Raw genomic sequence first — 21,152 nt, 5'->3', positions numbered from 1 at the left:
CAGACATACCGGGACTCTCCCGTATGGAAGATCACGAACAGGAGGCAGCGTCGGGCTCATCGCCTGATCGACTGCCAAGATCCGCGGACAGCGCCGCGTAGATGTACTCGCTGCCCCAGCGATCCCCGTCGAGGTCGTTCTCGACCAGGTGCGCCTCCCGGCGCATCCCGAGGCGCTCACAAACCCGCACAGACCCGGTGTTCTCCACATCCAGCCGTGCGTAGAGCCGGTGCACGCCCAGCGTGTCGAAGGCAAACCCGGCCAGCGCCGCGGCCGCCTCGGTCGCGTAGCCGTGCCCCTGGTGACCTGGGTCGAGAGTCCAGCCGATCTCGGCCTGGGCGGCGCGGGCATCGGCCAGGGTGAGGCTCACCTCGCCAAGGACGCCGGGCTCATCGCGTCGGCAGACAGCGAGCGCCAGCTTGTCCCCGTCGCCGCGCCAGGCCGTCTGCGACGCGCGCTCGGCGGCGACCTGCTCGCTGCGCTCACGCGTGTGCGCCGGCCGGTACAAGTAGCGCGCCACGCTCGGCAGGCTCTGGTAGGCGTACAGGTCGTCGGCGTCGCCGGGAGTGAACAGACGCAGCGACAACCGGGACGTGGTCAACGGCAGCAGCGAGGCGACGTCCATGCGGACCTCCGGGACGCGGATGTGGATCAAGTTGCGGACGGATTGTCGCATCACGACTGCCCGGCAGCCACGCCTTTTCCAGAGCATCAGTCGGCAGCCGCACTTCACCACGAGGCGTGGCATTCCAGGAGTTGTTCACTGACCCACGCTCCTAGTGCTGCGACCAGGAGTAAGTGAGTCAAATCCGGTGCCGATGAGTTGGGCGGCGCGTCGGACGTCTGCGCTGACCGCGTCGTGCTTCCTCGGGGGTTTGGGGCAAGGTTCAGGTGCTTCCGGCGCCCTGGTAGCCCTTGTCGGCCCAGCCGTTGACGACAGCCTCGGCAAACGCGTCGATGATGCCGTGCTCGCGGGCTGCGCGGACGTCGTGGATGGCCCCGGGCAGGGCAGGCGAGGCCCACAGGGGTCGGCCGGCGGGATCTGCGATCACCTGCACGTTCATCCCGTCTTTCGACGATGCCGCCCGGACCGCCTCTGCGAGCGTCGGGGCGAGGGTGACCGGGACCTTGACCGCTTCGGCGATGTAGCGGTAGGCGGTCGTGGTGCCCACGCCGAATCCGGCTGCGAGCTGCGCATACGGATGGCCGTTGCGGAGATGGGCGAGGGTGAGCAGAGCCTGCCGACCCGCGCTCAGGCGCCGCCATCGGGTGCCGAGTCCGCGGCGGTGTTCGCGCAGGCGAGCGGAGAGGAAGCGGAGGGCGGAAGTGGACACGTCCAGCCCGGAGGGGTAAACAAGCACGTGAAGCCTCTGGTAGTGCCGGATTTCTTGGTCGAAAACCCATCTACCAGGGGCTTCACCCCTGCGCCAGGCCAACTGGCAGGATTCCTGGGCAGGTTGAAAACGCTCACCGGCCGCCGGTGTGGTATATCCAACCCCGACCAGCGTGGTCAGCTGGATTCCCTGACCGGTGCACTGCTGCTCCCGCGGTGTCGACCGCTGAGCTCGGCGTCGAGTGTCTCCTGAGCTACGCGCATGGCCTCGGCGTACACGGGGTCCTGCAGCCGCTTCCACATCTCGTCCTCAGAGACGTCCTCAACCCGGCTGACCACCCACCAGATGTTGCCGAAGGGGTCTTTGACACGCCCTCCGCGCTGTCCGAAGGCGTCGCCCGCCACAGCAGTGACGACCCGGCCGCCGGCAGCGACAGCTTGTGAAAACGCTTTGTCCGCGTCGGCTACGAACACGCGCAGCAGGCTCGGCATGGTCGGCCAGTCCGCGTGTCGGTCGAAGGCCAGCACGACGGTATCGCCCACTCGGATCTCACCGTGGCCGATCAAACCGTCCTCGGTCGATACCCGCCCCAGTTCCTCACCCCCGAACGCCTGGGAGACGAAGTCGAGGAAAGCCCCCGTGTCGTCGGTGACGACCCAGGGTGCAACGCTGGTGTAACCCGCCGGCGCGGCGCTGATCTGCTCGGGCATCGCGGTCCTCTCGACAATGTCGGCTGTCAGCAGCGACCATAGGCGCCATATAGGTCTGATTCCGTCCTAGACGTCGGGCGAACGTAGGCCGCAGTGGCTTTATCGAGCAGTAGGGAAGTCACTTGTCGATGGGTCCGGGAGGCGCTCGGATCCACGGATGGGTGATGTCGACGAGTTTGGGAGGCGCTGGACCCCTATCTCGCGGGGTGGCGGATGCGTGTGGTCCCCGCCCTGGGTCACCTCGCGGTGCGGATGATCACCAATGGCGTCGTCGACCGCACCGGTACAGAATTGGATCGCCGACGAGCACAGCCGATCGACGGTGAAGAACACCATCGCCGTCCTGGTCCGCGTCATGGAGCAGGCAGTCCGTGACGGCATCATCAAGGTCAATCCCGCCCGGGTGACCGGCTGGCAGAAGCTCTACAAGCAGGCCCAGGACGAACTTCTCGACCCACGCGCGCTGGCTCTGCCCGACTGGGAGACCCTTGCCGCACTGGCCGACGCGCCCGTGGCCGCCTCCCACGACCACTACGGGGGCTGGGGAGAGTGGTCGTCTTCGCCGCCTGCATCGCCGCGCGGATCGGCGAGGTCTCAGGCTGCCGCACAGGTGACATCGACACCACCCAGTGGATCTGGACCGTGCGGCGTCAGACCACACCCGCGCCCGGCGGGCTGACCGACAAGGGCACCAAGGGCAAGCGGGCCCGAAAGGTCCCCATCGTCCAGGAGATCCGCCCCCTCATCGCCCAGCGCATCCTGTCCGCCGGTCCCAATCCCGACGCCCGCCCGTTCACCGGCCCGCGCGGCGGACGCATCTCCACCGCCGTCCTGCGCGACGCCACCCACTGGGACGACGTGGTCACCAAGCTCGGCTACGAACACCTGCGCCGCCACGACCTCCGGCACACCGGACTGACCTGGTTCGCCGACGCAGGAGTCCAAGTCCACGTCTTGCGACGGATCGCCGGCCATGGCTCGCTGACCACCACCCAGCGCTATCCGCACCCGGACATCCACAAGATCACGGCCGTCGGCGCGGCACTATCCGCATACTTCAGCGCGCGCCGCGCCCCCTGCCGAGCCCGATCGTCATGACCCGCCGACCCCGGTCAAGCACGCCGGTCCCCAACTGGTCCCCAAGAACGATCAAGGGACGGTTTCGGATACCTCCGAAACCGGCCCTGACCTGCGACTGTCTCCAGTCGGGACGACAGGATTTGAACCTGCGACCCCTTGACCCCCAGTCAAGTGCGCTACCAAGCTGCGCCACGTCCCGATGCGCGTTCGTGCGGTGGACCGCTTGATCGCGTGAACGTCACTTTACCGCACCTCGGGGGTCGCGCCGAAAAGGGGCGCGGGGTCGGGGAGAATCGGTGTATGAGCGGCACTTCCTCGGGCAGCACATCCTCCGGCGGTACTCCTTCCGGCGGGCCGGCGGGCGCGCGGGACCGGGACGGTGAGGGGCGGGCGCGCAACGCGCGGCCACGGGACGGGCTCGGGAGACCCCTGCCGTACGGCGCCGACGGGGTGCCGCGGCAGCCCGAGGGCGTGGCGCGCACCCCGCCGGAGACGGTCGCCGAGGCGCAGGCGCTGCTGGACGCGGGCAAGCCGTTCCACGCGCACGAGGTCTTCGAGGACGCCTGGAAGTCCGGGCCGCAGCGGGAGCGCGCCCTGTGGCGTGGCCTTGCCCAGCTCGCGGTGGGGCTCACCCACGCGGCCCGCGGCAACGTCACGGGCGGCGCCCGGCTGCTGCGGCGCGGCGCGGGGGCCGTCGAGGAGTGGGTGGTGGACACCGGGGAACGGGCTCCGTACGGCATGGACGCGCCCGGGGTGGTGACGTGGGCGCGGGAGCTGGCGGACGGCGTCGAGAACGGGGCGGCGGGTGTCGTCGACGCGGCGGAGCGGGCGCCCCGGCTGCGCCGCGCCGGCGCGTAGCGCTGCCGGTAGCGGTCGGTGTGGCACCGGTGGACGCGTTGTCAGTGCCGTGCGGCAGACTCGGGGTGTGCGAAAGATTCATGTGATCGGCATCGGCGCGGGCGACCCCGACCAGCTCACCCTTCAGGCGGTCAGGGCGCTGCGCGACACGGACGTCTTCTTCGTCCTCGACAAGGGCGAGGCGAAGTCGGACCTCGTGGAGCTTCGCCGGGACATGCTGCGCACGCACATACCGGAGGGGACGTACCGCGTGGTGGAGGCCCGCGACCCGGAGCGGGACCGGACGGCGGGCGGCGCCGGCTACTCCCCCGCGGTCGGTGACTGGCGCAGCGCACGCGCGGACATCTACGAGCGGCTGATCACCGGGGAACTGGGCGAGGACGAGACCGGCGCGTTCCTGGTGTGGGGCGATCCGGCGCTCTACGACAGCACGCTCGGCATCCTCCAGGAGGTGCTGGCGCGCGGCACCGTGGACTTCGCGTACGACGTGGTGCCCGGCATCAGCAGCGTCTCGGCCCTGGTCGCCCGGCACCGCACGGGACTCAACCGGGTCGCCCGGCCGGTGCAGATCACCACCGGGCGGCGGCTGGCCGAGGGGTTCCCGGAGGGGGTGGACGACGTGGTGGTGATGCTCGACGCCCACCAGGCTTTCCGGCACTGCGCCGACCAGGACATCGACATCTACTGGGGCGCCTACATAGGCACCCCGGACGAGATCCTCGTGTCCGGCCCGATCGCCGAGGCCGCGCCGCGCATCGAGCGGCTGCGGGCCGAGGCCCGCGAGCGCAAGGGATGGATCATGGACACGTATCTGCTGCGCCGCCGTCCGGGGGGCGGGGCGGAGTAGGCGGGGCTGCCCGGCCGAGGCGTTCCAGTACGGCCGTTACGTCCGGTACGGCGGTCAGCTCCGGCGGCAGCGGCGGACGGCGTACGACGACGACCGGCAGCCCGAGCTCCCGCGCGGCCGAGAGCTTGGCCGCGGTGGCCGCTCCCCCGCTGTCCTTGGTGACCAGCACGTCGATGCGGTGCGCCCTGAGCAGTTCCTTCTCGCCGGGCACGGTGAACGGCCCGCGGGCGAGCACGACCCGTGTGTCCGGTGGCATCGGAGGCTCGGGCGGCTCGACCGACCGTACGACGAAGTGCGTCCCGGTCAGGTGGGCGAAGGAGGCCAGGCCCAGCCGTCCGGTGGTCAGGAACGCCCGGCGCCCGAGCCGCGGCAGCAGTTCCGCCGCGGCGTGCAGCGAGTCGACCGGGTGCCAGCGGTCCCCGGGTACCGGCCGCCATCCGGGCCTGCGCAGCACCACCACGGGCACGCCGGTCGCCGCCCCGGCCCGCGCCGCGTTCCGCGTGATCGCCTCGGCGAAGGGGTGGGTGGCGTCGACGACGGCGTCCACGCGGTGCTCGCGCAGCCAGGAGGCCAGCCCCTCCGCCCCACCGAATCCGCCGACCCGCACGTCCCCGTCCAGCGCCCCCGGCCGCGTCACCCGCCCCGCCAGCGAACTGGTCACCCGCACCCCGTCCCGCGCCGCGAGCACCGCGGCCAGCTCACGGGCCTCCGCGGTACCACCGAGGACCAGGATGTGCGAGGACATGGCGTTGAGCGTAGGGGGTGAAGGGCAGGGGCCCGGCGGGAGGGGGTCGGCGAGCGGGACTCAATAACGCACGGGGGTCAGAGCGCTCGGGTTCGGGGCAGTCCGTGGTCGGCGAGCGGGCCCACCGACCAGCCGGCCTCGTGGCAGGTGCCGATCAGGTCGGGCAGCGCGCCGAGGGTGGCCTTCCAGGAGTCGGGGGCGGAGGCCCGGTCGGTGTCGTGGAGGAGGATCGTGCCGCCGCCGCGCAGGTCCGCGGTGACGGTCGCGCGGACGGAGGCGGGGGTCGCGTCCGCCGTCCAGTCGCGGCCCCAGGCGGTCCACAGCACGGGCCGCAGGCCGGCGCGCCGGGCGGCGGCCCAGCGCCCCGCGGTGAGGATGCCGTAGGGCGGGCGGTACCACCGCGGCAGGCTGCCCGTGGTGTCGTGCACGACGAGGGCCGCCCGCTCGGTCTCCCGGGCGTCCCGGGCCGGGGCCGGCAGCCAGGGGCGGCTGTGGGTCCAGCCGTGCACGGCGAGTTCGTGTCCCCGGTCCGCGATGTGCCGGGTGAGATGGGGGTGGCGGGTCACGCTCTCGCCCAGGACGAAGAAGGTGGCGCGTACGGCGAGCCGGTCCAGTTCGTCCAGGAAGAGCGGTGTGGAGACCGGGTCCGGGCCGTCGTCGAAGGTCAGTGCGACGTGGTCGGGGCGGCCGGTTCCGGCGAGGCCGGGGAAGCACAGGGCACGGAAACGGGGCAGCCAGGTGGCCGCCGGGACGATGTGCGCGGCCGCGACGGCGGCCACCGGCGCGAGGACCGCCGACGCGGTGCGCGCGTGACGGCTTCCGGGGCCTGCCACCGTCCGCCGGGTCCCTCTCGTAGCCGCTCCGCCTGCCAACTGACGCCTCCTCCTCACGTACCCACACGTCCTCACGGGTGCTCCGCCTGCGCCCTTCCCGGGCCGGAAGCCGCGCCGACCGCCGGTTCCGCGTCCCACTTGCCCGACACCGCGGGGGAACGGGACAGACCGACCGTGCCCGCCGCGAGGAGACCGATACCGACCGCCTCGGGCACCAGCCGGACGCCCAGGGCGATGTGCTCCCCGAACAGCGCCCAGCCCAGCGCCACACTCGTCAGGGCGTCGCCGAGGGTGAGGGCGGGCTGGGAGGCGACGAGCGTGCCCGCCCTCAGGGCGCACTGCAGCAGCCCGAAGGCGGCCAGTCCGGTGATCGCCGTGGCGTACGGCGTCCAGTTCGTCGCCAGCGTGGCCAGGCCCTGCTGGTAGAGGCCCGTCACCTCCTTGAGGAGGGCGGCCGTCGCCGCGAACAGCACGGCCGAGGCCAGACCGAGCACGGCGGCCCGGGGCGGGCCCTTGACCAGCCGCGCCACACCGATCAGTACGAGGACCAGGCACACCACGGCGACGCCGACCGGGATCCAGCGTGACCCCTCGGCCGTGGCGCGTCCGGCGGACGGCGCGGCGGCGCCGAGGAAGACGGCCAGTCCGACGGCCAGAGCAAGGAACGACAGCCAGGTGATCCGGGCCGGCCTCCGGCGGAAGACGATGCTGCCCATCGCCAGCGTGAACAGCAGTTCGGTCGCGAGGAGGGGCTGGACGAGTGACAGGCTCCCGACGGCCAGCGCGGCGGCCTGGAGGACCGCCGACACGGCCAGCATGGCCGCCCCGCACAACCAGAACCGCCGCCGCCTGACCTTGACGGCGTGCGGCGAGCGGACAGCGGCCGGACCGTTTCCGCCCTCGGCCGTCCGGGTGGCGGGGCCACCTCGGCCGCCCTCGCCGCGCCGGTCCGGCATCGCGCCCGTCGTACCGATCGTTCGCCGGTCACCGTCTCCCCCGCCGTCCAGCGCCCCGCCCGCGGCACCGCTGGTGCGCTCGTCCGGCACATTGCCCGCCGTACCGCTCGGGCGCCGACCGCTGCCCCCGCCCTCCGGTGTCTCCGTCGCCGCGCGCCTCATCAGGACCGAGGCGGCGGCGTTGGCGCACGCGGCGAACAGTGCGAGGACGATGGTGAGCGCGTTCACCCCGAGCGTCACCCGAACCGTGCGGCGAGGCGGCGGTACAGAGCGGGCGCGGCGCCGCGCACCCGGCCGGGCAGGCGGGTCCAGCCGGGGACGTACACCTCGTCCCGGCCGCGCGACACCGCCTCCCACACCGCGTCGGCGACCCGGCTCGCCGGGACGGGCCGGGGCCGGGAGCGCCGGTAGGGCACCCCGCGGCGGTCGAAGAACGGCGTGTCGACCACTCCGGGCACCACATGGCTGATGCCCACCCCCGTACCGCGCAGTTCGTAGCGCACGGCGTCGGCGAAGGCGCCCAGCGCGGCCTTGGCGGCGGAGTAGACGGCCTCGTCGCGGACGCCGACCGTGCCGGCCAGGGAGCCGATGATGACCACGCGGCCCGTGCCCTGCCTGATCATCTGGGGCAGCAGCAGCCGGACCAGGCGCAGCGTCGCCAGTACGTTGACTTCGAACAGCTCGTCGATGGCGGGCTGCGGCATGGTGCTGAACGGTCCGGCCCACCCGATGCCCGCGCCCGCCACCAGCAGGTCCACGCGGCCGACGCTGTCGAGTGCGAAATCCGCCAGCCGCCGTTCGGCGCCCTGGCCGGACAGGTCCGCCGGGTAGGCAAGGGCCGAGGTGCCCCGGGCGACCTCCTCCAGCCGGGTGCGGTCGCGTCCGTTGAGGACCAGGCGCCAGCCGCCCTCCGCGGCCAGCCGCCGTGCCACGGCCGCGCCGATCCCGGACGAGGCGCCGGTCACCAGTGCGCCCCCGCCCGGCGCCGCGGCACCGCCGGTCCGGCCGGGCGCGGCGCTCGGCCCCGCCGGGGCCTCGACCGGCGTGCCGGAGCCGGACCGTACGCGGGAGGGGGCGTGGGACATCGGGACGCACCTCGAGGATCGGACGGACCGCGGGCCGCCGGTGCGGCCCCGGCGGTACGGGACGGCCTCCGGGGTGGTGAAGTATCCCGGAGGCTGTGCCCGAAACGTGGGACGGGCGGAAGGGTGTGCCCGTTCGTTTGACTGCGGTGGGTGAGGGTTACTCACATCCAGTGTCGTCCGAATCGTCCGTGCCGCCACCGCTGCCCGCCACCGAACAGCCCGGAGCGTGCCACGTGCCCGCCCGGCCGGCCCCGGCGTCCCCGACCGAGGCGCGGCGGCTGCTCCTGGTGAGCGCGAGCATGGGGTCGGGCCATGACACGGTGGCCGCCGAGCTGGTCCGCCGAGCCCGCGCCGCGGGCAAGGAGGCGCAGGTCGTCGACGTACTGGCCCTGCTGCCCGGCGGCCTGGGAAGCGGTCTGCGCGGCTTCTACCGGACCGTCGTCCGTGAGGCCCCCTGGGTCTACTCCGGCATCTACGACCTGTTCCTCGCGCCCGGCCCCCGGCCGCGCCCGAGCGGTACTCCGCTGGCCCGGCTGGCCGGTGGGCGTCTGCTGGGCCTGGTGGGTGAGTGGCGGCCCGATGTGGTGGTGCCGGTGTTCCATCTGGCGGCCCAGCTCACCGGTCATCTCCGGGCGCGGGGCGCGCTGCGGGTGCCCAGCGCGGTGGTCGTCGTCGACTTCGCGGCGCACCGGCAGTGGCTGCACCCGGGCAACGACCTGCATGTGTGCCTCACGGACGAGACCGCCGGGGAGGTACGGCGGGGCACCGGGCGGGCGGCGGAGGCGACCGGTCCGGTCGTGGCACCGGAGTTCTTCGCGGCGGGTCCTGGCACCGCCGTATGGCGGCGCCGGCTGGAGCGGTACGGCGGTGGGCGGCCCGCCGTGCTGGTCTCCGCGGGTGCCTGGGGAGCGGGCACGCGCCTGGCCGACACGGCCCGGCTGCTCGCCGCGCACGGCTTCCTGCCGGTCGTGCTCTGCGGCCGCAACGAACGGCTGCGCCGGGCCCTGTCCGGCGTGCCGGGTGTCCTCACCCCCGGTTGGGTGACGGACATGCCGGAGCTGCTGCACGCGTGTGCCGCCCTGGTGGACAACGCGGCCGGGCAGACAGCCGTGCAGGCGCTCGCCGCGGGCCTGCCCGTCGTCGGTCACCGCCCGCTGCCCGGACACGGGGCGGAGGGGGTACGCCGCATGGCGGCCCTCGGCGTCTGCGACCACGCACCCGGTCCGGACGCCCTGCTGCGCTCCCTGACCCGTCTCGCGGCGCCGGGCGCGCCCCGTGAGGAGCGGATCGCGGCCGGGCGCGCCCTCTTCCGAAGGGACCCGCTCGACCTGGTGGTACGGGCCGTGGGGGCTAGCCGCCCTTCCTAGGGTCTGTCACCCCTGGTCTCGTCCCGCCGGAGGTCCAGGCGCCCCACGCGGGCGACGTTCTCGCGGTCCTCGGTGTCCTCGCTCGGCGCGGCGGCGAACCAGGCGTCGAGGATCTCCTTGAGGAGCGGTTCGGAGGTCAGCCGCAGGCCGAGCGCCAGCACATTGGCGTCGTTCCAGCGGCGGGCGCCGTCCGCCGTGTAGGCGTCGGTGCACAGAGCGGCCCGTACGCCCGGCACCTTGTTCGCGGCGATGGACGCGCCCGTGCCGGTCCAGCAGCAGACGACGGCCTGGTCGGAGCGGCCCTCGGCGACATCACGGGCCGCGGCGGCCGAGCACGCCGCCCACTGGGGGTCGTCCCCGGGGCGCAGCGCGCCGTGGGTCACCACCTCGTGCCCGCGCTCACGCAGCAGGGCGACCAGCGAGCGGGCGACGGGTTCGGCCATGTCCGAGGAGACGGAGATCCGCATGTGCCGGAGACTACTCAGCGCGCCGTCCGGACTCCAGGGGCACCCGTCCGTACCGACCTGGGAGCGGCAGGCCGGCTAGAACCACGCCATCCCGGCGAGCAGCGCGGAGACGAACAGGACGGCGCCGCCCACGATGGCGGCCACGCGGAAGTGGCGGCGCAGCGAGGAGCGCACGCCGGGTCTGCGCGTGGGCACCCGGTGCACGCTGGTGTTCCAGCCGTCGGAGTCCACGGCGGTGCGCCCCGACGGGGCCCCGGCGCGGGCGGGGGCGGGAGCGGCGGCGCGGCGGTGCGAGGGGGCGGTGCCGCGCTGGCTCGGACCGCGGTGCTGCCCGTGGCCCCCGCCGCCGCCCCACTGCTCGGGGGGAAGCGGCTCGGGCACGCCGCGCCACGCGCCGCCCGCGAACCACTCCGCGGCCTGCTGGGCCGTGGGCCGTTCCTCCGGCCGTTTGGCCAGCATGCTCAGCAGGTACGCCTCGAACGCGGGCGGCAGCGCCGCGCCCCGCTGGTGCGGCGGTACGGGCGCGGAGTCGACGTGCTGGTAGAGCAGGGCGGTGGCGGTCGACGCCTCGAAGGGCGGGGAGCCGACGGCCAGGTGGTAGAGCACGCAGCCCAGGGAGTACATGTCGGAGGCGGCGCTCGCCGGGGTGCCGATGGCCCGTTCGGGCGCCAGGTAGAGGCCGGTGCCGACGATTTGTCCGGTGGTGGTGAGCGCGCCGGAGGGGTCGTCGACGAAGCGGGCGATGCCGAAGTCGGCGATGCGGACGCTGCCCTGCTGGTCGCTGAGCAGGTTACCGGGCTTGACGTCCCGGTGCACGATGCCCTGGGCGTGCGCCGCGGCGAGGCCCTCCGCGGAGTGCTGGGCCACCTGGGCCAGCCGTTCCGGTGTGAGCGGGCCGCCGGCGGTCAGTTCACCGGCCAGGCTGTCGCCCTCGATCAGTTCCATCACGAGGAAGCAGCGGTCCTCCCAGGCACCGAAGTCGAGCGTGCCGACCACGTGCGGGTGGTTCAGCCGGGCCGAGGTCTGCGCCTCCAGTCTGAACCGGGCCTCGGCCGAGGCGTCCGATCCGTCGTTCAGCAGCAGTTTGACCGCGATCGGTCTGCCGAGCACCTCGTCGTGGCCTCGCCAGACCTCGCCCATTCCGCCGCGCCCGATGACCGTCTGCAGCCGGTACCGCCCCGCCACCAGCACCCGTAAGCCCCGCCCTCAAGATCCCCGAATTCCCGCCCTCACGACCGCTCCCCGCAGCGGGCGCGGCAGCAGCCGGGCAGCGCATGCGGGTCGCGGCAACCGCCGTTCATCCTAACGATCACTCGGGGCGCTCCCGACCCCCGTCCGGCCTTACCTGCCGGATTGTCCGGACAAGAAACCTTCGGAATTCGTCGCCGGGGCCCTCCGAGTGAAAACCGGGGAGTCGATCGTCATACAAATATGTAGAGCTGATCATGTATGTCATCGTCGCCCTACCCGGCTGATCCACTCGGGAAGGAGAGGACGAACAGTGGCCCCTCTGACATGGCTGCTCATCCCGCTGGCGACGGTGTTCATGGCGAGCGTCTGGGGCGTCCTCGCGGGACGGCCGCGCCGTGCCGACGACGTGGGGGACGTGGAACGCTACGACCGCTTCCGGGCGGCCCTCGCCCGCGCGGACCGGACGACCTGACCGGACGACGGGCTAGCGCAGCAGAAGCTGAAGCCCGCCCACGACGGTGGCCGCGATCACCAACTGTTCGAACAGCCGCTGGTTGATGCGGTGCACCGCCCACTTGCCGAGCAGCGCCCCGGGCACGACGAAGACCACGAGCGCGGCGTCCAGGACCAGCGAGCGGCCGTCGATCAGGCCGAGACCGGCGCTGAAGGGCACCTTGGAGACGTTGACGATGAGGAAGAAGAACGCCGACGTGCCCAGGAAGCCGAGCTTGCGGAAGCCCGCGGAGAGCAGGTACAGCGACATCACCGGGCCGCCCGCGTTGGCGACCATGGTGGTGAAGCCGCCGAGGACACCGTAGGAGCGTGCCTTGAGGCGGCCCGGACGGGTGGTGACCGCGTCCGGTTCCTCCTCCCGGCCGGCGCCACGCCGCCGCCACACCGTCACCCCCGCCATGAACAGCAGGATCGCCCCGATCGACGTCCGTACGACCCCGTCGTCGGCCCACATCAGGAACAGGGTGCCGACGACCACTCCCGCCGCGACCGCCGGGAACAGCCGCCACAGCGTGGGCCAGTGGGCGTGCCGCCGGTAGGTGAGGACGGCGAGGACGTCGCCGGCGATCAGGACCGGCAGCAGCACTCCGGTGGAGGCGCGGGCGGGCAGGACGGCCGCGAAGACGGCGAGGCTGACCGTGTTGGCCCCGCTGACCGCGGTCTTCGAGAAGCCGACGAGCAGGGCCGCGAGGGCGAGCGCGGCGAATCCCCACCCGGAGATGTTCCAGAGCGTCATCGTGTTCATGCGGTGACCGATGTTATGTCCTGACAACCGCGGCACGTAAGGCCCCCCGGGCGGGCGGTCGGCCGGCACAAGGGGCGCCCCACCTGGGGCAAGCGGTTGTTTACTCCCTCGTGGCGAGGGCACCCGCGCCTTCAGGGAGCGGTTGCGCAGCGTGGGCGGGACCGGCGAGGACGAACGCGTCGCAGCGCTCCGTACCGCCAGAGACGACCCCCAAGGAGAACCACCGTATGACTGTCGTGAAGAGCACGATCTCCGACTCGGCCCTTCAGGTCACCGGGGACGCGCTGCAGAGCACTCTCGTGGACCTTCTCGGGCTCTCCCTGATCGGGAAGCAGGCACACTGGAACATCGTCGGACCGCGGTTCCGGTCCATCCATCTCCAGCTCGACGAGGTGGTGGCGGCGGCCCGCGAGTTCGCCGACACGGTCGCCGAGCGCGCCGCGGCGCTCGGTCTGCCGCCGGACGGGCGCCCCGAGACGATCGCCTCGGCCTTCACGCTGCCCGGCCCCAAGGACGGCTGGGTGCGCGACGCCGAGGTCGTGGCGATCATGGTCGAGTCCCTCGAGGCGGCCATCAAGCGGCTGCGCGAGCGCATCGACGCGACGGAGAAGCCCGACCCGGTCACCCAGGACCTGCTGATCGCGATCACGGCAGAACTGGAGAAGCAGCGCTGGATGTTCGCCGCCGAGAACGTGAGCGAGCGCGGCTGAACGCCGTACGACGGAGGGCCGGTCGGACCGGCGTGGGCACCTGCCGTCACCCGAGCGGCCCCGTCCCGCGGCCACGGGCATGCGGGACGAGGGCCCCGCGCCTAACGTCGACATGGCACACCAATGGCGGTGTCCGGGACGGCTCGCACGCCGTTCGCGGACGCCGGTTCGGCGTGGGAGGCCGGTCAGCCATGAGACTCACCGAAGCACGCCACCGCGGCCGGCGTCGGGACCCGGACCGGCCCCTGCTCGTCAGCAGATGGCGTGAGACGGCGGACCGGCATCTGACCCCGGTGCAACGGTCGTTGCTGATCACGTGGATCTCCTTCGGGGTCACCTTCGGCACCGTCCGTGTCATCACGCACGGCATCCGGGGCGGCTGGCTGCCCTGGGGCAACATCTCCGCCGGCGGCGAGCACCTGCACCACTACAACATCGGCATCGCCACCCTCACCGGCGTGGGCCTGATCGCCGTACGCGGTGACGAACGCGCGGTCGGGCATCCCGCCGTCGCGGCCGCCTACGGCTGCGGCACCGCGCTCATCTGCGACGAGTTCGCCCTCCTGCTGGACCTTCAGGACGTCTACTGGGCCAAGCAGGGCCGGATCAGCGTCGACGTGTCCCTCGGAGTCCTCTCCGTGCTGGGCGCCTATCTGACGGCGAAGCCGTTCTGGCACGAGATCGGCCGTGTCACCCGCCACCACATCGTCGCCGCGACCACGCGCCACGGCGCCACGGCCTGATTCCCGCATCCGCCCGACTTCCGCACCGCCCCACCACGGCCCGGCCGCCGCCATGCACGCCGCGCGGGCGGTCGCACCCACCGTGAGGAGCAAGGCATGAGCACAGCCGAGCACCAGGAGGACGGCACCGAGGGCGCCTCCGGGCAGCGGCCCGTCCCGCAGCGGCCGTCCTTGATACGCATGCGCGTATCAAGGGCCGATCCCTGGTCGGTGATGACGACGAGCTGTCTGGTGCTGCTGGGCCTCGGGGCCTGCGTGCTCGTCACCATGGTGTTCGTCTGGGCCATGCTGACCGCGATGGACCCGGAGGGCTGGCCCTCGTTCGGCTGGACGCTCGTCATCGCCGCCGGCGTCGTCAGCCTGGAGGTCGTATTCGGTACGGCCCTGGCGACCCTGGGCGCGTTCCTCTACAACATGTCCTCGCAGTACGCCGGGGGTGTCCACCTGACCCTGGCCGACGACGCGGCGGCGGGCCCGGACCCTCGGCCCGAGTTGCTGCCGGACGTCGGCCAGGTGTTGCGCAGGATCCAGGACCGCGTGGGGTTCCCGCCACCCGGATGGGGTGCACGCTATGTCGGGTTCGTCAACCACTGCGGCGACGCGTGGCGCCGGCTGAAGGGCCGGGCCGCAGGGCACGGTCAGGCCGCCGGGCACGGCCGGGACGGCGGGCACGGCCGGGACGGCGGGTCCGGTCACGACGAGCGTGGGCGCGGGGACCGGGACGATCCGGACACCCGGGTCGAGGAGACCACTTCCGGCTGACGGCCCTGACGGCCCTGACCAGGGTGCTGACAGCCCCTGACCGCCCCGAGGGCCCGGGCTCCGCCCGGCTCCCGCACCGGCCGGTCAGTCGCCGGCGACGGGCGGCAGGTGCAGCAGGCGCGCGATGGTGCGCAGGACGCCGTTGTCGTTGTTGGACGGGGCCAGATGGCGGGCCCGGCCGATGACCTCGGGGTGGGCGTTGGCCATGGCGAACGACCACTCGGCGGCGTCCAGCATCTCCAGGTCGTTGAGGTAGTCGCCGAACACCAGGGTCTGCGCGGGCGTGATCCCCAGGTCCCGCTGGAGCCTGCGCAGGGCGGCGCCCTTGTCGGCGGTGCGGTTCATGACGTCGACCCAGTGCTCGCCCGAGACGACGACCTGGTGGGTTTCGGCGAACGCTGCCAGCGCCGGGGCGGTGGTCCGCTCGGCCGACCCGAAGTCGAACAGGGCCACCTTGATGATGTGGTCGTCCACGGCCGCCGCGTCCGGCACGATCCGGTGCCGTACGTAGTACTTGCGGACCTCGGTCAGGAACGCCTCGTCGGCGCGTTCCACGTAGGCCGACCGCTTGCCGCAGACCACGGCGCCCACGTCCACGCCCTGGGCGGCGAGTTCCCGTACGGCACCGACGAGGCGGGCCGCGACGGCCGGGTCCAGAGGGTCGGAGCTCAGCTCCACGCCGTCCCGGACGACATAGGTCCCGTTCTCCGCGATGAACACCATGCCCTCGTCGTGGCCGGCGAACTGCTCGGCCAGCGTGGCGTACTGGCGGCCGCTCGCGGGGCTGAACAGCACACCGCGGCGGCGCAGCTCGGCCAGGGTCGGCCACAGTCCGGCCGGGATCCGCTTGGCGTCGTCCAGGAGCGTGCCGTCCATGTCGGTGACGATCAGCCGTATGCCGGCGGGGTCGGTGAGCGTCCCGGAGGCGGGTTCGGAGGCGGTGGTCAGGGGCGAGGGTGTGCTGGGCATGTCCGTTTTCCGTGACGGGCGCGGCGGGCGCGGCCGGTGGTGGGGCGTCGGCTCCGTTGCCGTGCGCGGGGCGTGCGGTGGCCGACGCCGTACCGACTCCGGGCCGTCGTCGGCCGGGTCGATCGGGCCGTGGCGCCACGGCCCGGCCAGCCTACCGGGGCCCGCCCGGCCGGCCGGGTTCGGCCGATTCCCGGACACGGTGATCACCGGGCGGCACAATGGCGGCGACGGCCGCGGCAGGCCGTCGGCAAGGGCGCGAGCAGGAGAGCGACGACAGGGGCACGGACGTGAGCGAGAGCCGCACACCGCCGGGCGCCCGCGCCCGCACCGGGGTGACCGGCTCTTCCGGGCCCCTGGTCGTGCCCGGCCCGGTGCCGTGCTCGCGGTGGCGTCCGGGCGGCGACTCCCCCGTCGCGGTACCGCGGTTCGGCGCGGTCGCCGTGAAACGCTGACGCGGGCGGCCCCGGCCGCCGGTTCGCCCGAGCCCGCCGAGGAGGACTATGACCACCCTTGCCGACCCCGTCCCCGGCGGGCGCCCCGGTGACGTGGAGCGGGCCACCGCGCTCAGCGGCGAGCTGGCCGGGCGAGGCGTGCACGGCGTCGTCCTGGCCTACGTCGACACCGCGGGGATCGGCCGGGTCAAGACGGTCCCGGTGGCGAAGCTTCCCTCGGCCGCCGCCTGGGGGGTGGGCATGTCCCCGGTGTTCGACACGTTCCTGGCGCACGACTCGATCGTCACCACCGACGTCCTCGGCTCCCCCGACGGCGATCTGCGGCTCTACCCCGACCTCGACCATCTGGTGGCCCTGTCCGGGCAGCCCGGCTGGGCCTGGGCCCCGGTCGACCGGATCACGCAGGAGGGCGAGCGCCACCCCGGGTGCGGCCGTACGTTCCTGCGCCGGATCACCGCCGAGGCCGAGCGGCGGCACGGCCTCACCTTCAAGGCGGCCGTCGAGATCGAGTGGGCGTTCGGCCGGGGCGACGCGCCCGGCGGCGCGTTCGAGCCCGCGGCGTCGGGTCCGGCGTACGGGGCCGTCCGGCAGGTGGAGCTGAGCGACTGCGCGGCCGATCTGCTGGCGGCCCTCGCCGCGCAGGGCGTGGACGTGGACCAGTTCCACCCCGAGTACGCGCCCGGGCAGTTCGAGGTGTCCGTCGGCGCGCTGGATCCGGTGGCGGCGGCCGACCGCAGCGTGCTGGTGCGGCAGACCGTGCGGGCCGTGGCCCGGCGGCACGGGCTGAAGGTGTCCTTCGCGCCGGCCGTCCTCGCGCGCGGCGTGGGCAACGGCGGCCACGTCCACCTCTCGGCCTGGCGCGACGGGACCAACCTGCACTCCGGGGGCGAGGGCCGCCACGGCATGACGGCCGAGGCCGAGTCCTTCACGGCCGGTCTCCTCGCCCACCTGCCCGCCCTGACGGCGGTGACCGCGCCGAGCCCGGCCAGCTATCTCCGGCTCAGGCCCTCCCAGTGGGCCGGGGTGTTCACCGCCTGGGGCCGGGAGACCCGGGAGGCCGCGCTGCGCGTGGTGACCGGGACCCGCGGGCAGCGCGGGCAGGCGGCCAACCTGGAGGTCAAACCGGTCGACCTCGCGGCCAACCCGTACCTGGCGCTGGGATGCCTGATCGCCGCCGGGCTTGACGGCACCGCCTCGTCCGCGCCCCTGCCCGAGGAGATCACCGGGGACCCGGCCCGGTTCGGCGAGGCGGAAGCGGAAGCCCGGAGCGTACGGCGGCTGCCGGTCTCCCTGGCGGAGGCGGTCGCCGCGTTCCGCGGGGACGACGTGCTGCGCACCGCCCTCGGACCGGTCCTCGCCGACGCGATCACCGCCGTGCGGCAGGGCGAGATCGCGGCCGTCGAGGGGCTGGACGACGAGCAGGTCGCGGCGGCGTACCGCTGGGTGTACTGATGGGCGCGTCGGCCGGGGCCGCGGGGGTCCACGAGGTGCTCGCGGCGCTGCCGCTCGTGGACCACCACTGCCACGGCGTCGTCACCGCCGACCTGGACCGTTCCGGCTTCGAGTCCCTGCTCACCGAGGGCGAGGCGTGGCCCGGCAGCGGGATCTCGCCGTTCGACAGCCCGGTCGGCGTGGCCGTGCGCCGCCACTGCGCGCCGGTCCTCGACCTGCCGCGCCACGCGCCCGCCGAGGGGTATCTGGCCCGCCGCACCGAGCTGGGCGCGGCGGAGGTCAACCGGCGCTTCCTCGGGGCCTGCGGCACGAACGTCTTCTGCGTCGACACCGGATTCGCTCCCGAGCCCGGCACCACCCCGCGGGAGCTGGCCGACGCCGCGGGCGGTGGCGCGACGGCGTACGAGGTCGTACGGCTGGAGCGCGTCGCGGAGGCCGTGGCGGCCGAGGGCGTCGAGCCCGGCGAGTACGGTGCCGCCTTCCGCGCGGCCGCGCAGGACGCCGTGCGGCGGCCGGGCGTGGTCGCGGTGAAGTCGGTGGCCGCCTACCGCACCGGCTTCGGTCTCGACCCGGCCCGCCCCTGCCGGGAGGAGGTCGCGCGGGCGGCGGCGGGCTGGCTCGCCCGCGGCGGCGGCCGTCTCGACGATCCGGTGCTCGTACGACATCTGCTGTGGACGGCGGTCGGCCTCGGTCTGCCCCTCCAGTTGCACACCGGGTTCGGGGACAGTGACATCCGTCTGCACCGTGCGGACCCCGCCCTGCTGACCGACTGGCTGCGCCTGACCGCGGGCACGGTCCCGGTCCTGCTGCTGCACTGCTGGCCCTACCAGCGCCAGGCCGCCTATCTGGCCGCCGTGTTCGAGCACGTGTACCTCGACGTGGGCCTGACGCTGCACCACGTGGGGCCTGCCCGATCCCGGGCGGTCCTCGCCGAGGCGCTGGAGATCACGCCGTTCCGCAAGCTGCTGTACAGCTCCGACGCCTACGGTGTGGCCGAGTTCCACCACCTGGGCGCGGTGGCCTTCCGGCAGGGCCTGGCCGGGCTGCTCCGGGAGCGCGTGGACGCCGACGAGCTGAGTGCGGCGGACGCGCTGCGGATCGCCCGGTGGACGGGGCGGGACAACGCCCGTCGGGTCTACGGACTGGCCGGCCCGTCCTGCGTCACCGCCCTCGAAGACCCCGGCTGAACCGCCGATCTCCCTGTCACCGATCTCCCCCATCGAGCACCACTGAAAGTATGATCAAGCGATGTCTGACATGACCGAAACCACGCCCGGTTGGCTGACCACGGACGAGTTGGAGTCGGCGCGCGCCCGCATGCCGATCCTCTACGTCGAGGCGGTACCGGTGCGCGTCGACGACAGCGGCGAAGTGATCAGCATCGGACTGCTGCTGCGCATCGGACCGGACGGAACGGTCAGCCGGACCCTGGTCTCCGGCCGGGTGCTGCACCACGAGCGCGTGCGGGACGCCCTGCTGCGGCATCTGGAGAAGGACCTCGGCCCGGTGGCGCTGCCCCGCGTGCCGGCGTCCCTCCAGCCGTTCACCGTCGCCGAGTACTTCCCGACGGCCGGTGTCACGCCGTACCACGATCCGCGCCAGCACGCTGTGTCCCTGGCCTACATCGTGCCGGTCGCCGGTGACTGCCGCCCCCGGCAGGACGCGCTGGACCTGGTCTGGTTCAGCCCGCAGGAGGCGGCGTCCGCCGCGCTCCACAGTGAGATGCCGGGCGGGCACGGGGTGCTGCTCAAGCAGGCGCTGGCCCACGTGGGCCACGCGTACTGACACACCGCGCGAAGGGCGCCTCCGGCATCACCGGCGGCGCCCTCCCCGGCTCGGTCCGGCTAGCCGGCGGTCGCGCGGGCGGCCGGGACCGGGCCGCGGTCCTCGTCCGTCACGAGGTGGTCGGCCGGCCCGTCCGGGTCGAGGAGCCGGCCCAGCCGGCGCGGCACGTCGAAGCCGACGAGGACCACGACGATCATCGTCCCGGCGAAGGTGAGGACGGCGAGCGCGTGGCCCAGGTCCATGCCGGAGGCGAGGCGGGCGCCGAGGACGGGCGCCACGGCGCCGCCCAGGGCGCCCACGTTGTACGTGAAGCCCAGCGCGGCGGCCCGGGTGTGGGTCGGGAAGTGACCGCCGATGTACCGGGGCAGCAGTCCGGAGATGCCGAAGCTGGTGGCCTGGAGCGCGAACAGCAGCACACCGAGCAGCGGCAGGCTGTCGCGGACCGCGAAGACCGGGAAGACGAAGGCCAGTGAGGCCAGCAGCGTGAAGGCGTACGCCTTCCTGGTGCCGATCCAGTCGCCCATGAACCCGGCCAGCCAGCAGCCGGCCATCGTGCCGAAGCCCGCGTAGTAGAGCGCGTCGGTGACCTGCCCGGCGTCGTAGCCCAGGTCGGTCTTCAGATAGGTGGGCAGCAGCGCCTGGATGGGCCAGGAGTACAGGAACGCGAAGAAGATCGTGACGATCATCGACACGTACAGCAGCCACCCGCGGCGGCCGCCGAGCTGCACGGCGAAGGCGATCAGACAGACCGCGGCGAGCACCGACAGGACCGGTACGAGACCGTCGCCCAGCGGGGTGAAGACCGCGAAGAGCGAGACGGTCGCCGCCACCGCGAGCACCACGTTGACGGTGGCCCTGGTCCGGGTGGTGAACAGCGGACGGAAGGGGTTGGGCCGCTGCTCCCGCTCGGCGACCGAGGCCTTCCAGTCGGCGGCCTCGGGCAGTGTGCGGCGCATCCACAGCGCGACCACGACGGGGATCAGGCCGAGGTAGAACATCCAGCGCCACCCGAGCGCCGGCACGACCCACTTGTAGACCTGCGCGGCCAGCACCGTGCCCACCGAGTAGCCCGAGATCAGGAAGCCGCTGGCCCGGTTGCGCATGCGCACCGGCCAGCTCTCCATGACGTAGGTGGCGCTGGACGAGTACTCGCCCGCCATGCCCATGCCGATGGCGAGCCGGGCGACGAACAGGCTGGTGTAGTCCCAGGCGAATCCGCAGGCGAAGGTGCCCAGGGAGTACAGCAGGATGCTGACCACCATCGAGAGCTTGCGCCCGAAGCGGTCACCGAGGGCTCCGAGCAGCGCGCCGCCGAGCCACCGTGTGATGAACGCGGCGGAGACCAGGCTCGCCGCCTGGACGGTGTCGAGGTGGAAGTCGGCGCTGATCTCGGTGAGGACCAGGGTGATCAGCACGAAGTCGAAGCCGTCGAGGACGTAGCCGATCCAGGCGGCGAAGAACGACTTCCACTGGCTGCGGCCCACCTGGCGGAACCAGGGCGGCTCGGATGGCGCGGTGTGGTGCACGGTTGCTCCAGGATGCCGGACG

General features: G+C 73.2%; 23 protein-coding genes, 1 tRNA gene and 1 pseudogene. 12 read left to right on the top strand and 13 right to left on the bottom strand.

Going from position 1 to position 21,152, the window contains the following annotated elements; translation table 11 throughout:
- Positions 1–31 precede the first annotated feature (31 nt).
- The 3 genes and pseudogenes from ACIP4X_RS21370 to ACIP4X_RS21360 all read right to left on the bottom strand — a co-directional run bounded on the left by ACIP4X_RS21370 (position 32) and on the right by ACIP4X_RS21360 (position 2,044).
- A complete protein-coding gene (locus ACIP4X_RS21370) occupies positions 32–625 on the bottom strand; it encodes a GNAT family N-acetyltransferase (RefSeq protein ID WP_391454696.1) in 594 nt (197 codons plus the stop codon).
- Between the two features lie 265 nt (positions 626–890).
- A pseudogene (locus ACIP4X_RS21365) lies at positions 891–1,361 on the bottom strand (transposase family protein); the annotation flags it as partial.
- Positions 1,362–1,510: 149 nt separating this feature from the next.
- The gene (locus tag ACIP4X_RS21360; RefSeq protein WP_358730498.1) at positions 1,511–2,044 is read right to left on the bottom strand and encodes a VOC family protein; all 534 of its coding nucleotides are present in this window, start codon (positions 2,042–2,044) and stop codon (positions 1,511–1,513) included.
- Positions 2,045–2,306: 262 nt separating this feature from the next.
- Here ACIP4X_RS21360 and ACIP4X_RS21355 point away from each other — a divergent pair, with 262 nt between their 5' ends.
- Both ACIP4X_RS21355 and ACIP4X_RS21350 read left to right on the top strand, forming a co-directional pair.
- Positions 2,307–2,723 (top strand): hypothetical protein, encoded by a 417-nt coding sequence (locus ACIP4X_RS21355; RefSeq protein ID WP_391454747.1) that lies wholly within the window; start codon positions 2,307–2,309, stop codon positions 2,721–2,723.
- Positions 2,615–3,142 carry a tyrosine-type recombinase/integrase gene (locus ACIP4X_RS21350; RefSeq protein ID WP_401350120.1) on the top strand — a complete coding sequence of 176 codons (528 nt, stop codon included), beginning with the start codon at positions 2,615–2,617 and terminating at the stop codon, positions 3,140–3,142. Before ACIP4X_RS21355 ends, ACIP4X_RS21350 begins: the two co-directional genes overlap by 109 nt.
- A 107-nt stretch (positions 3,143–3,249) precedes the next feature.
- Here the strand turns inward: ACIP4X_RS21350 and ACIP4X_RS21345 are convergent.
- Positions 3,250–3,323, bottom strand: a tRNA-Pro gene (locus ACIP4X_RS21345).
- Positions 3,324–3,424: 101 nt separating this feature from the next.
- Between ACIP4X_RS21345 and ACIP4X_RS21340 the strand changes: the two genes are divergently transcribed.
- Both ACIP4X_RS21340 and cobF read left to right on the top strand, forming a co-directional pair.
- Positions 3,425–3,982, top strand: a complete 558-nt coding sequence (locus ACIP4X_RS21340) for a DUF309 domain-containing protein (RefSeq protein ID WP_391454697.1) — start codon at positions 3,425–3,427, stop codon at positions 3,980–3,982.
- A 67-nt stretch (positions 3,983–4,049) separates the two neighbouring features.
- The gene (gene cobF / locus ACIP4X_RS21335) at positions 4,050–4,829 is read left to right on the top strand and encodes a precorrin-6A synthase (deacetylating) (RefSeq protein ID WP_391454698.1); all 780 of its coding nucleotides are present in this window, start codon (positions 4,050–4,052) and stop codon (positions 4,827–4,829) included.
- On the opposite strand, the gene ACIP4X_RS21330 is transcribed toward cobF, so the two are convergent.
- From ACIP4X_RS21330 to ACIP4X_RS21315, 4 genes are all read right to left on the bottom strand, one after another.
- Positions 4,780–5,574, bottom strand: coding sequence for a cobalt-precorrin-6A reductase (locus ACIP4X_RS21330; RefSeq protein WP_391454699.1), 795 nt, complete (start codon positions 5,572–5,574; stop codon positions 4,780–4,782). The two genes, cobF and ACIP4X_RS21330, sit on opposite strands and share 50 nt — an antisense overlap.
- A 77-nt stretch (positions 5,575–5,651) precedes the next feature.
- Positions 5,652–6,407, bottom strand: a complete 756-nt coding sequence (locus ACIP4X_RS21325) for a polysaccharide deacetylase family protein (protein ID WP_391454700.1) — start codon at positions 6,405–6,407, stop codon at positions 5,652–5,654.
- A 71-nt stretch (positions 6,408–6,478) separates the two neighbouring features.
- Positions 6,479–7,591 carry a DMT family transporter gene (locus ACIP4X_RS21320; protein WP_391454701.1) on the bottom strand — a complete coding sequence of 371 codons (1,113 nt, stop codon included), beginning with the start codon at positions 7,589–7,591 and terminating at the stop codon, positions 6,479–6,481.
- An 8-nt stretch (positions 7,592–7,599) separates the two neighbouring features.
- Positions 7,600–8,448 carry an SDR family NAD(P)-dependent oxidoreductase gene (locus ACIP4X_RS21315; RefSeq protein ID WP_391454702.1) on the bottom strand — a complete coding sequence of 283 codons (849 nt, stop codon included), beginning with the start codon at positions 8,446–8,448 and terminating at the stop codon, positions 7,600–7,602.
- 299 nt (positions 8,449–8,747) lie between these two features.
- Between ACIP4X_RS21315 and ACIP4X_RS21310 the strand changes: the two genes are divergently transcribed.
- Positions 8,748–9,815 carry an MGDG synthase family glycosyltransferase gene (locus ACIP4X_RS21310; RefSeq protein ID WP_358730643.1) on the top strand — a complete coding sequence of 356 codons (1,068 nt, stop codon included), beginning with the start codon at positions 8,748–8,750 and terminating at the stop codon, positions 9,813–9,815.
- On the opposite strand, the gene ACIP4X_RS21305 is transcribed toward ACIP4X_RS21310, so the two are convergent.
- Complete coding sequence (locus ACIP4X_RS21305) at positions 9,812–10,282, bottom strand: RpiB/LacA/LacB family sugar-phosphate isomerase (protein WP_358730485.1); 471 nt, start codon at positions 10,280–10,282, stop codon at positions 9,812–9,814. The two genes, ACIP4X_RS21310 and ACIP4X_RS21305, sit on opposite strands and share 4 nt — an antisense overlap.
- A gap of 75 nt (positions 10,283–10,357) precedes the next feature.
- Positions 10,358–11,473, bottom strand: a complete 1,116-nt coding sequence (locus tag ACIP4X_RS21300; RefSeq protein ID WP_391454703.1) for a protein kinase domain-containing protein — start codon at positions 11,471–11,473, stop codon at positions 10,358–10,360.
- Between the two features lie 310 nt (positions 11,474–11,783).
- Here ACIP4X_RS21300 and ACIP4X_RS21295 point away from each other — a divergent pair, with 310 nt between their 5' ends.
- Positions 11,784–11,945: a hypothetical protein gene (locus ACIP4X_RS21295; protein WP_358730483.1), complete on the top strand. Its 162-nt coding sequence runs from the start codon at positions 11,784–11,786 to the stop codon at positions 11,943–11,945.
- Positions 11,946–11,957: 12 nt separating this feature from the next.
- On the opposite strand, the gene ACIP4X_RS21290 is transcribed toward ACIP4X_RS21295, so the two are convergent.
- Positions 11,958–12,731, bottom strand: coding sequence for a TSUP family transporter (locus ACIP4X_RS21290; RefSeq protein ID WP_391454704.1), 774 nt, complete (start codon positions 12,729–12,731; stop codon positions 11,958–11,960).
- Between the two features lie 227 nt (positions 12,732–12,958).
- Here ACIP4X_RS21290 and ACIP4X_RS21285 point away from each other — a divergent pair, with 227 nt between their 5' ends.
- The 3 genes from ACIP4X_RS21285 (at position 12,959) to ACIP4X_RS21275 (ending at position 14,946) form a co-directional block, all read left to right on the top strand.
- Complete coding sequence (locus tag ACIP4X_RS21285; protein WP_391454705.1) at positions 12,959–13,441, top strand: ferritin-like domain-containing protein; 483 nt, start codon at positions 12,959–12,961, stop codon at positions 13,439–13,441.
- Between the two features lie 191 nt (positions 13,442–13,632).
- The gene (locus tag ACIP4X_RS21280; protein WP_391454706.1) at positions 13,633–14,184 is read left to right on the top strand and encodes a hypothetical protein; all 552 of its coding nucleotides are present in this window, start codon (positions 13,633–13,635) and stop codon (positions 14,182–14,184) included.
- A 96-nt stretch (positions 14,185–14,280) separates the two neighbouring features.
- The gene (locus ACIP4X_RS21275) at positions 14,281–14,946 is read left to right on the top strand and encodes a DUF3566 domain-containing protein (protein ID WP_391454707.1); all 666 of its coding nucleotides are present in this window, start codon (positions 14,281–14,283) and stop codon (positions 14,944–14,946) included.
- Positions 14,947–15,030: 84 nt separating this feature from the next.
- On the opposite strand, the gene ACIP4X_RS21270 is transcribed toward ACIP4X_RS21275, so the two are convergent.
- Positions 15,031–15,915 (bottom strand): Cof-type HAD-IIB family hydrolase, encoded by an 885-nt coding sequence (locus tag ACIP4X_RS21270; RefSeq protein ID WP_391454708.1) that lies wholly within the window; start codon positions 15,913–15,915, stop codon positions 15,031–15,033.
- A 500-nt stretch (positions 15,916–16,415) separates the two neighbouring features.
- On the opposite strand from ACIP4X_RS21270, the gene ACIP4X_RS21265 reads away from it, so the two are divergent.
- From ACIP4X_RS21265 to ACIP4X_RS21255, 3 genes are all read left to right on the top strand, one after another.
- Positions 16,416–17,819: a glutamine synthetase gene (locus tag ACIP4X_RS21265; RefSeq protein WP_391454709.1), complete on the top strand. Its 1,404-nt coding sequence runs from the start codon at positions 16,416–16,418 to the stop codon at positions 17,817–17,819.
- A complete protein-coding gene (locus tag ACIP4X_RS21260) occupies positions 17,819–19,006 on the top strand; it encodes an amidohydrolase family protein (RefSeq protein ID WP_391454710.1) in 1,188 nt (395 codons plus the stop codon). The genes ACIP4X_RS21265 and ACIP4X_RS21260 overlap by 1 nt, the downstream gene beginning before the upstream one ends.
- A gap of 70 nt (positions 19,007–19,076) precedes the next feature.
- On the top strand, positions 19,077–19,604 hold the full coding sequence (locus tag ACIP4X_RS21255; protein ID WP_358730641.1) for an NUDIX hydrolase family protein: 528 nt from the start codon (positions 19,077–19,079) through the stop codon (positions 19,602–19,604).
- Positions 19,605–19,663: 59 nt separating this feature from the next.
- Here the strand turns inward: ACIP4X_RS21255 and ACIP4X_RS21250 are convergent, their stop codons facing one another.
- On the bottom strand, positions 19,664–21,130 hold the full coding sequence (locus ACIP4X_RS21250; RefSeq protein WP_391454741.1) for a sialate:H+ symport family MFS transporter: 1,467 nt from the start codon (positions 21,128–21,130) through the stop codon (positions 19,664–19,666).
- Between the last annotated feature and the right edge of the window lie 22 nt (positions 21,131–21,152).

The sequence above is a fragment of the Streptomyces sp. NPDC088817 genome, assembly GCF_044750345.1.
Lineage (GTDB): Bacteria > Actinomycetota > Actinomycetes > Streptomycetales > Streptomycetaceae > Streptomyces.
Note: the sequence above shows the minus strand (reverse complement) of the source record. Positions and strands in the feature narration are given on the sequence as shown.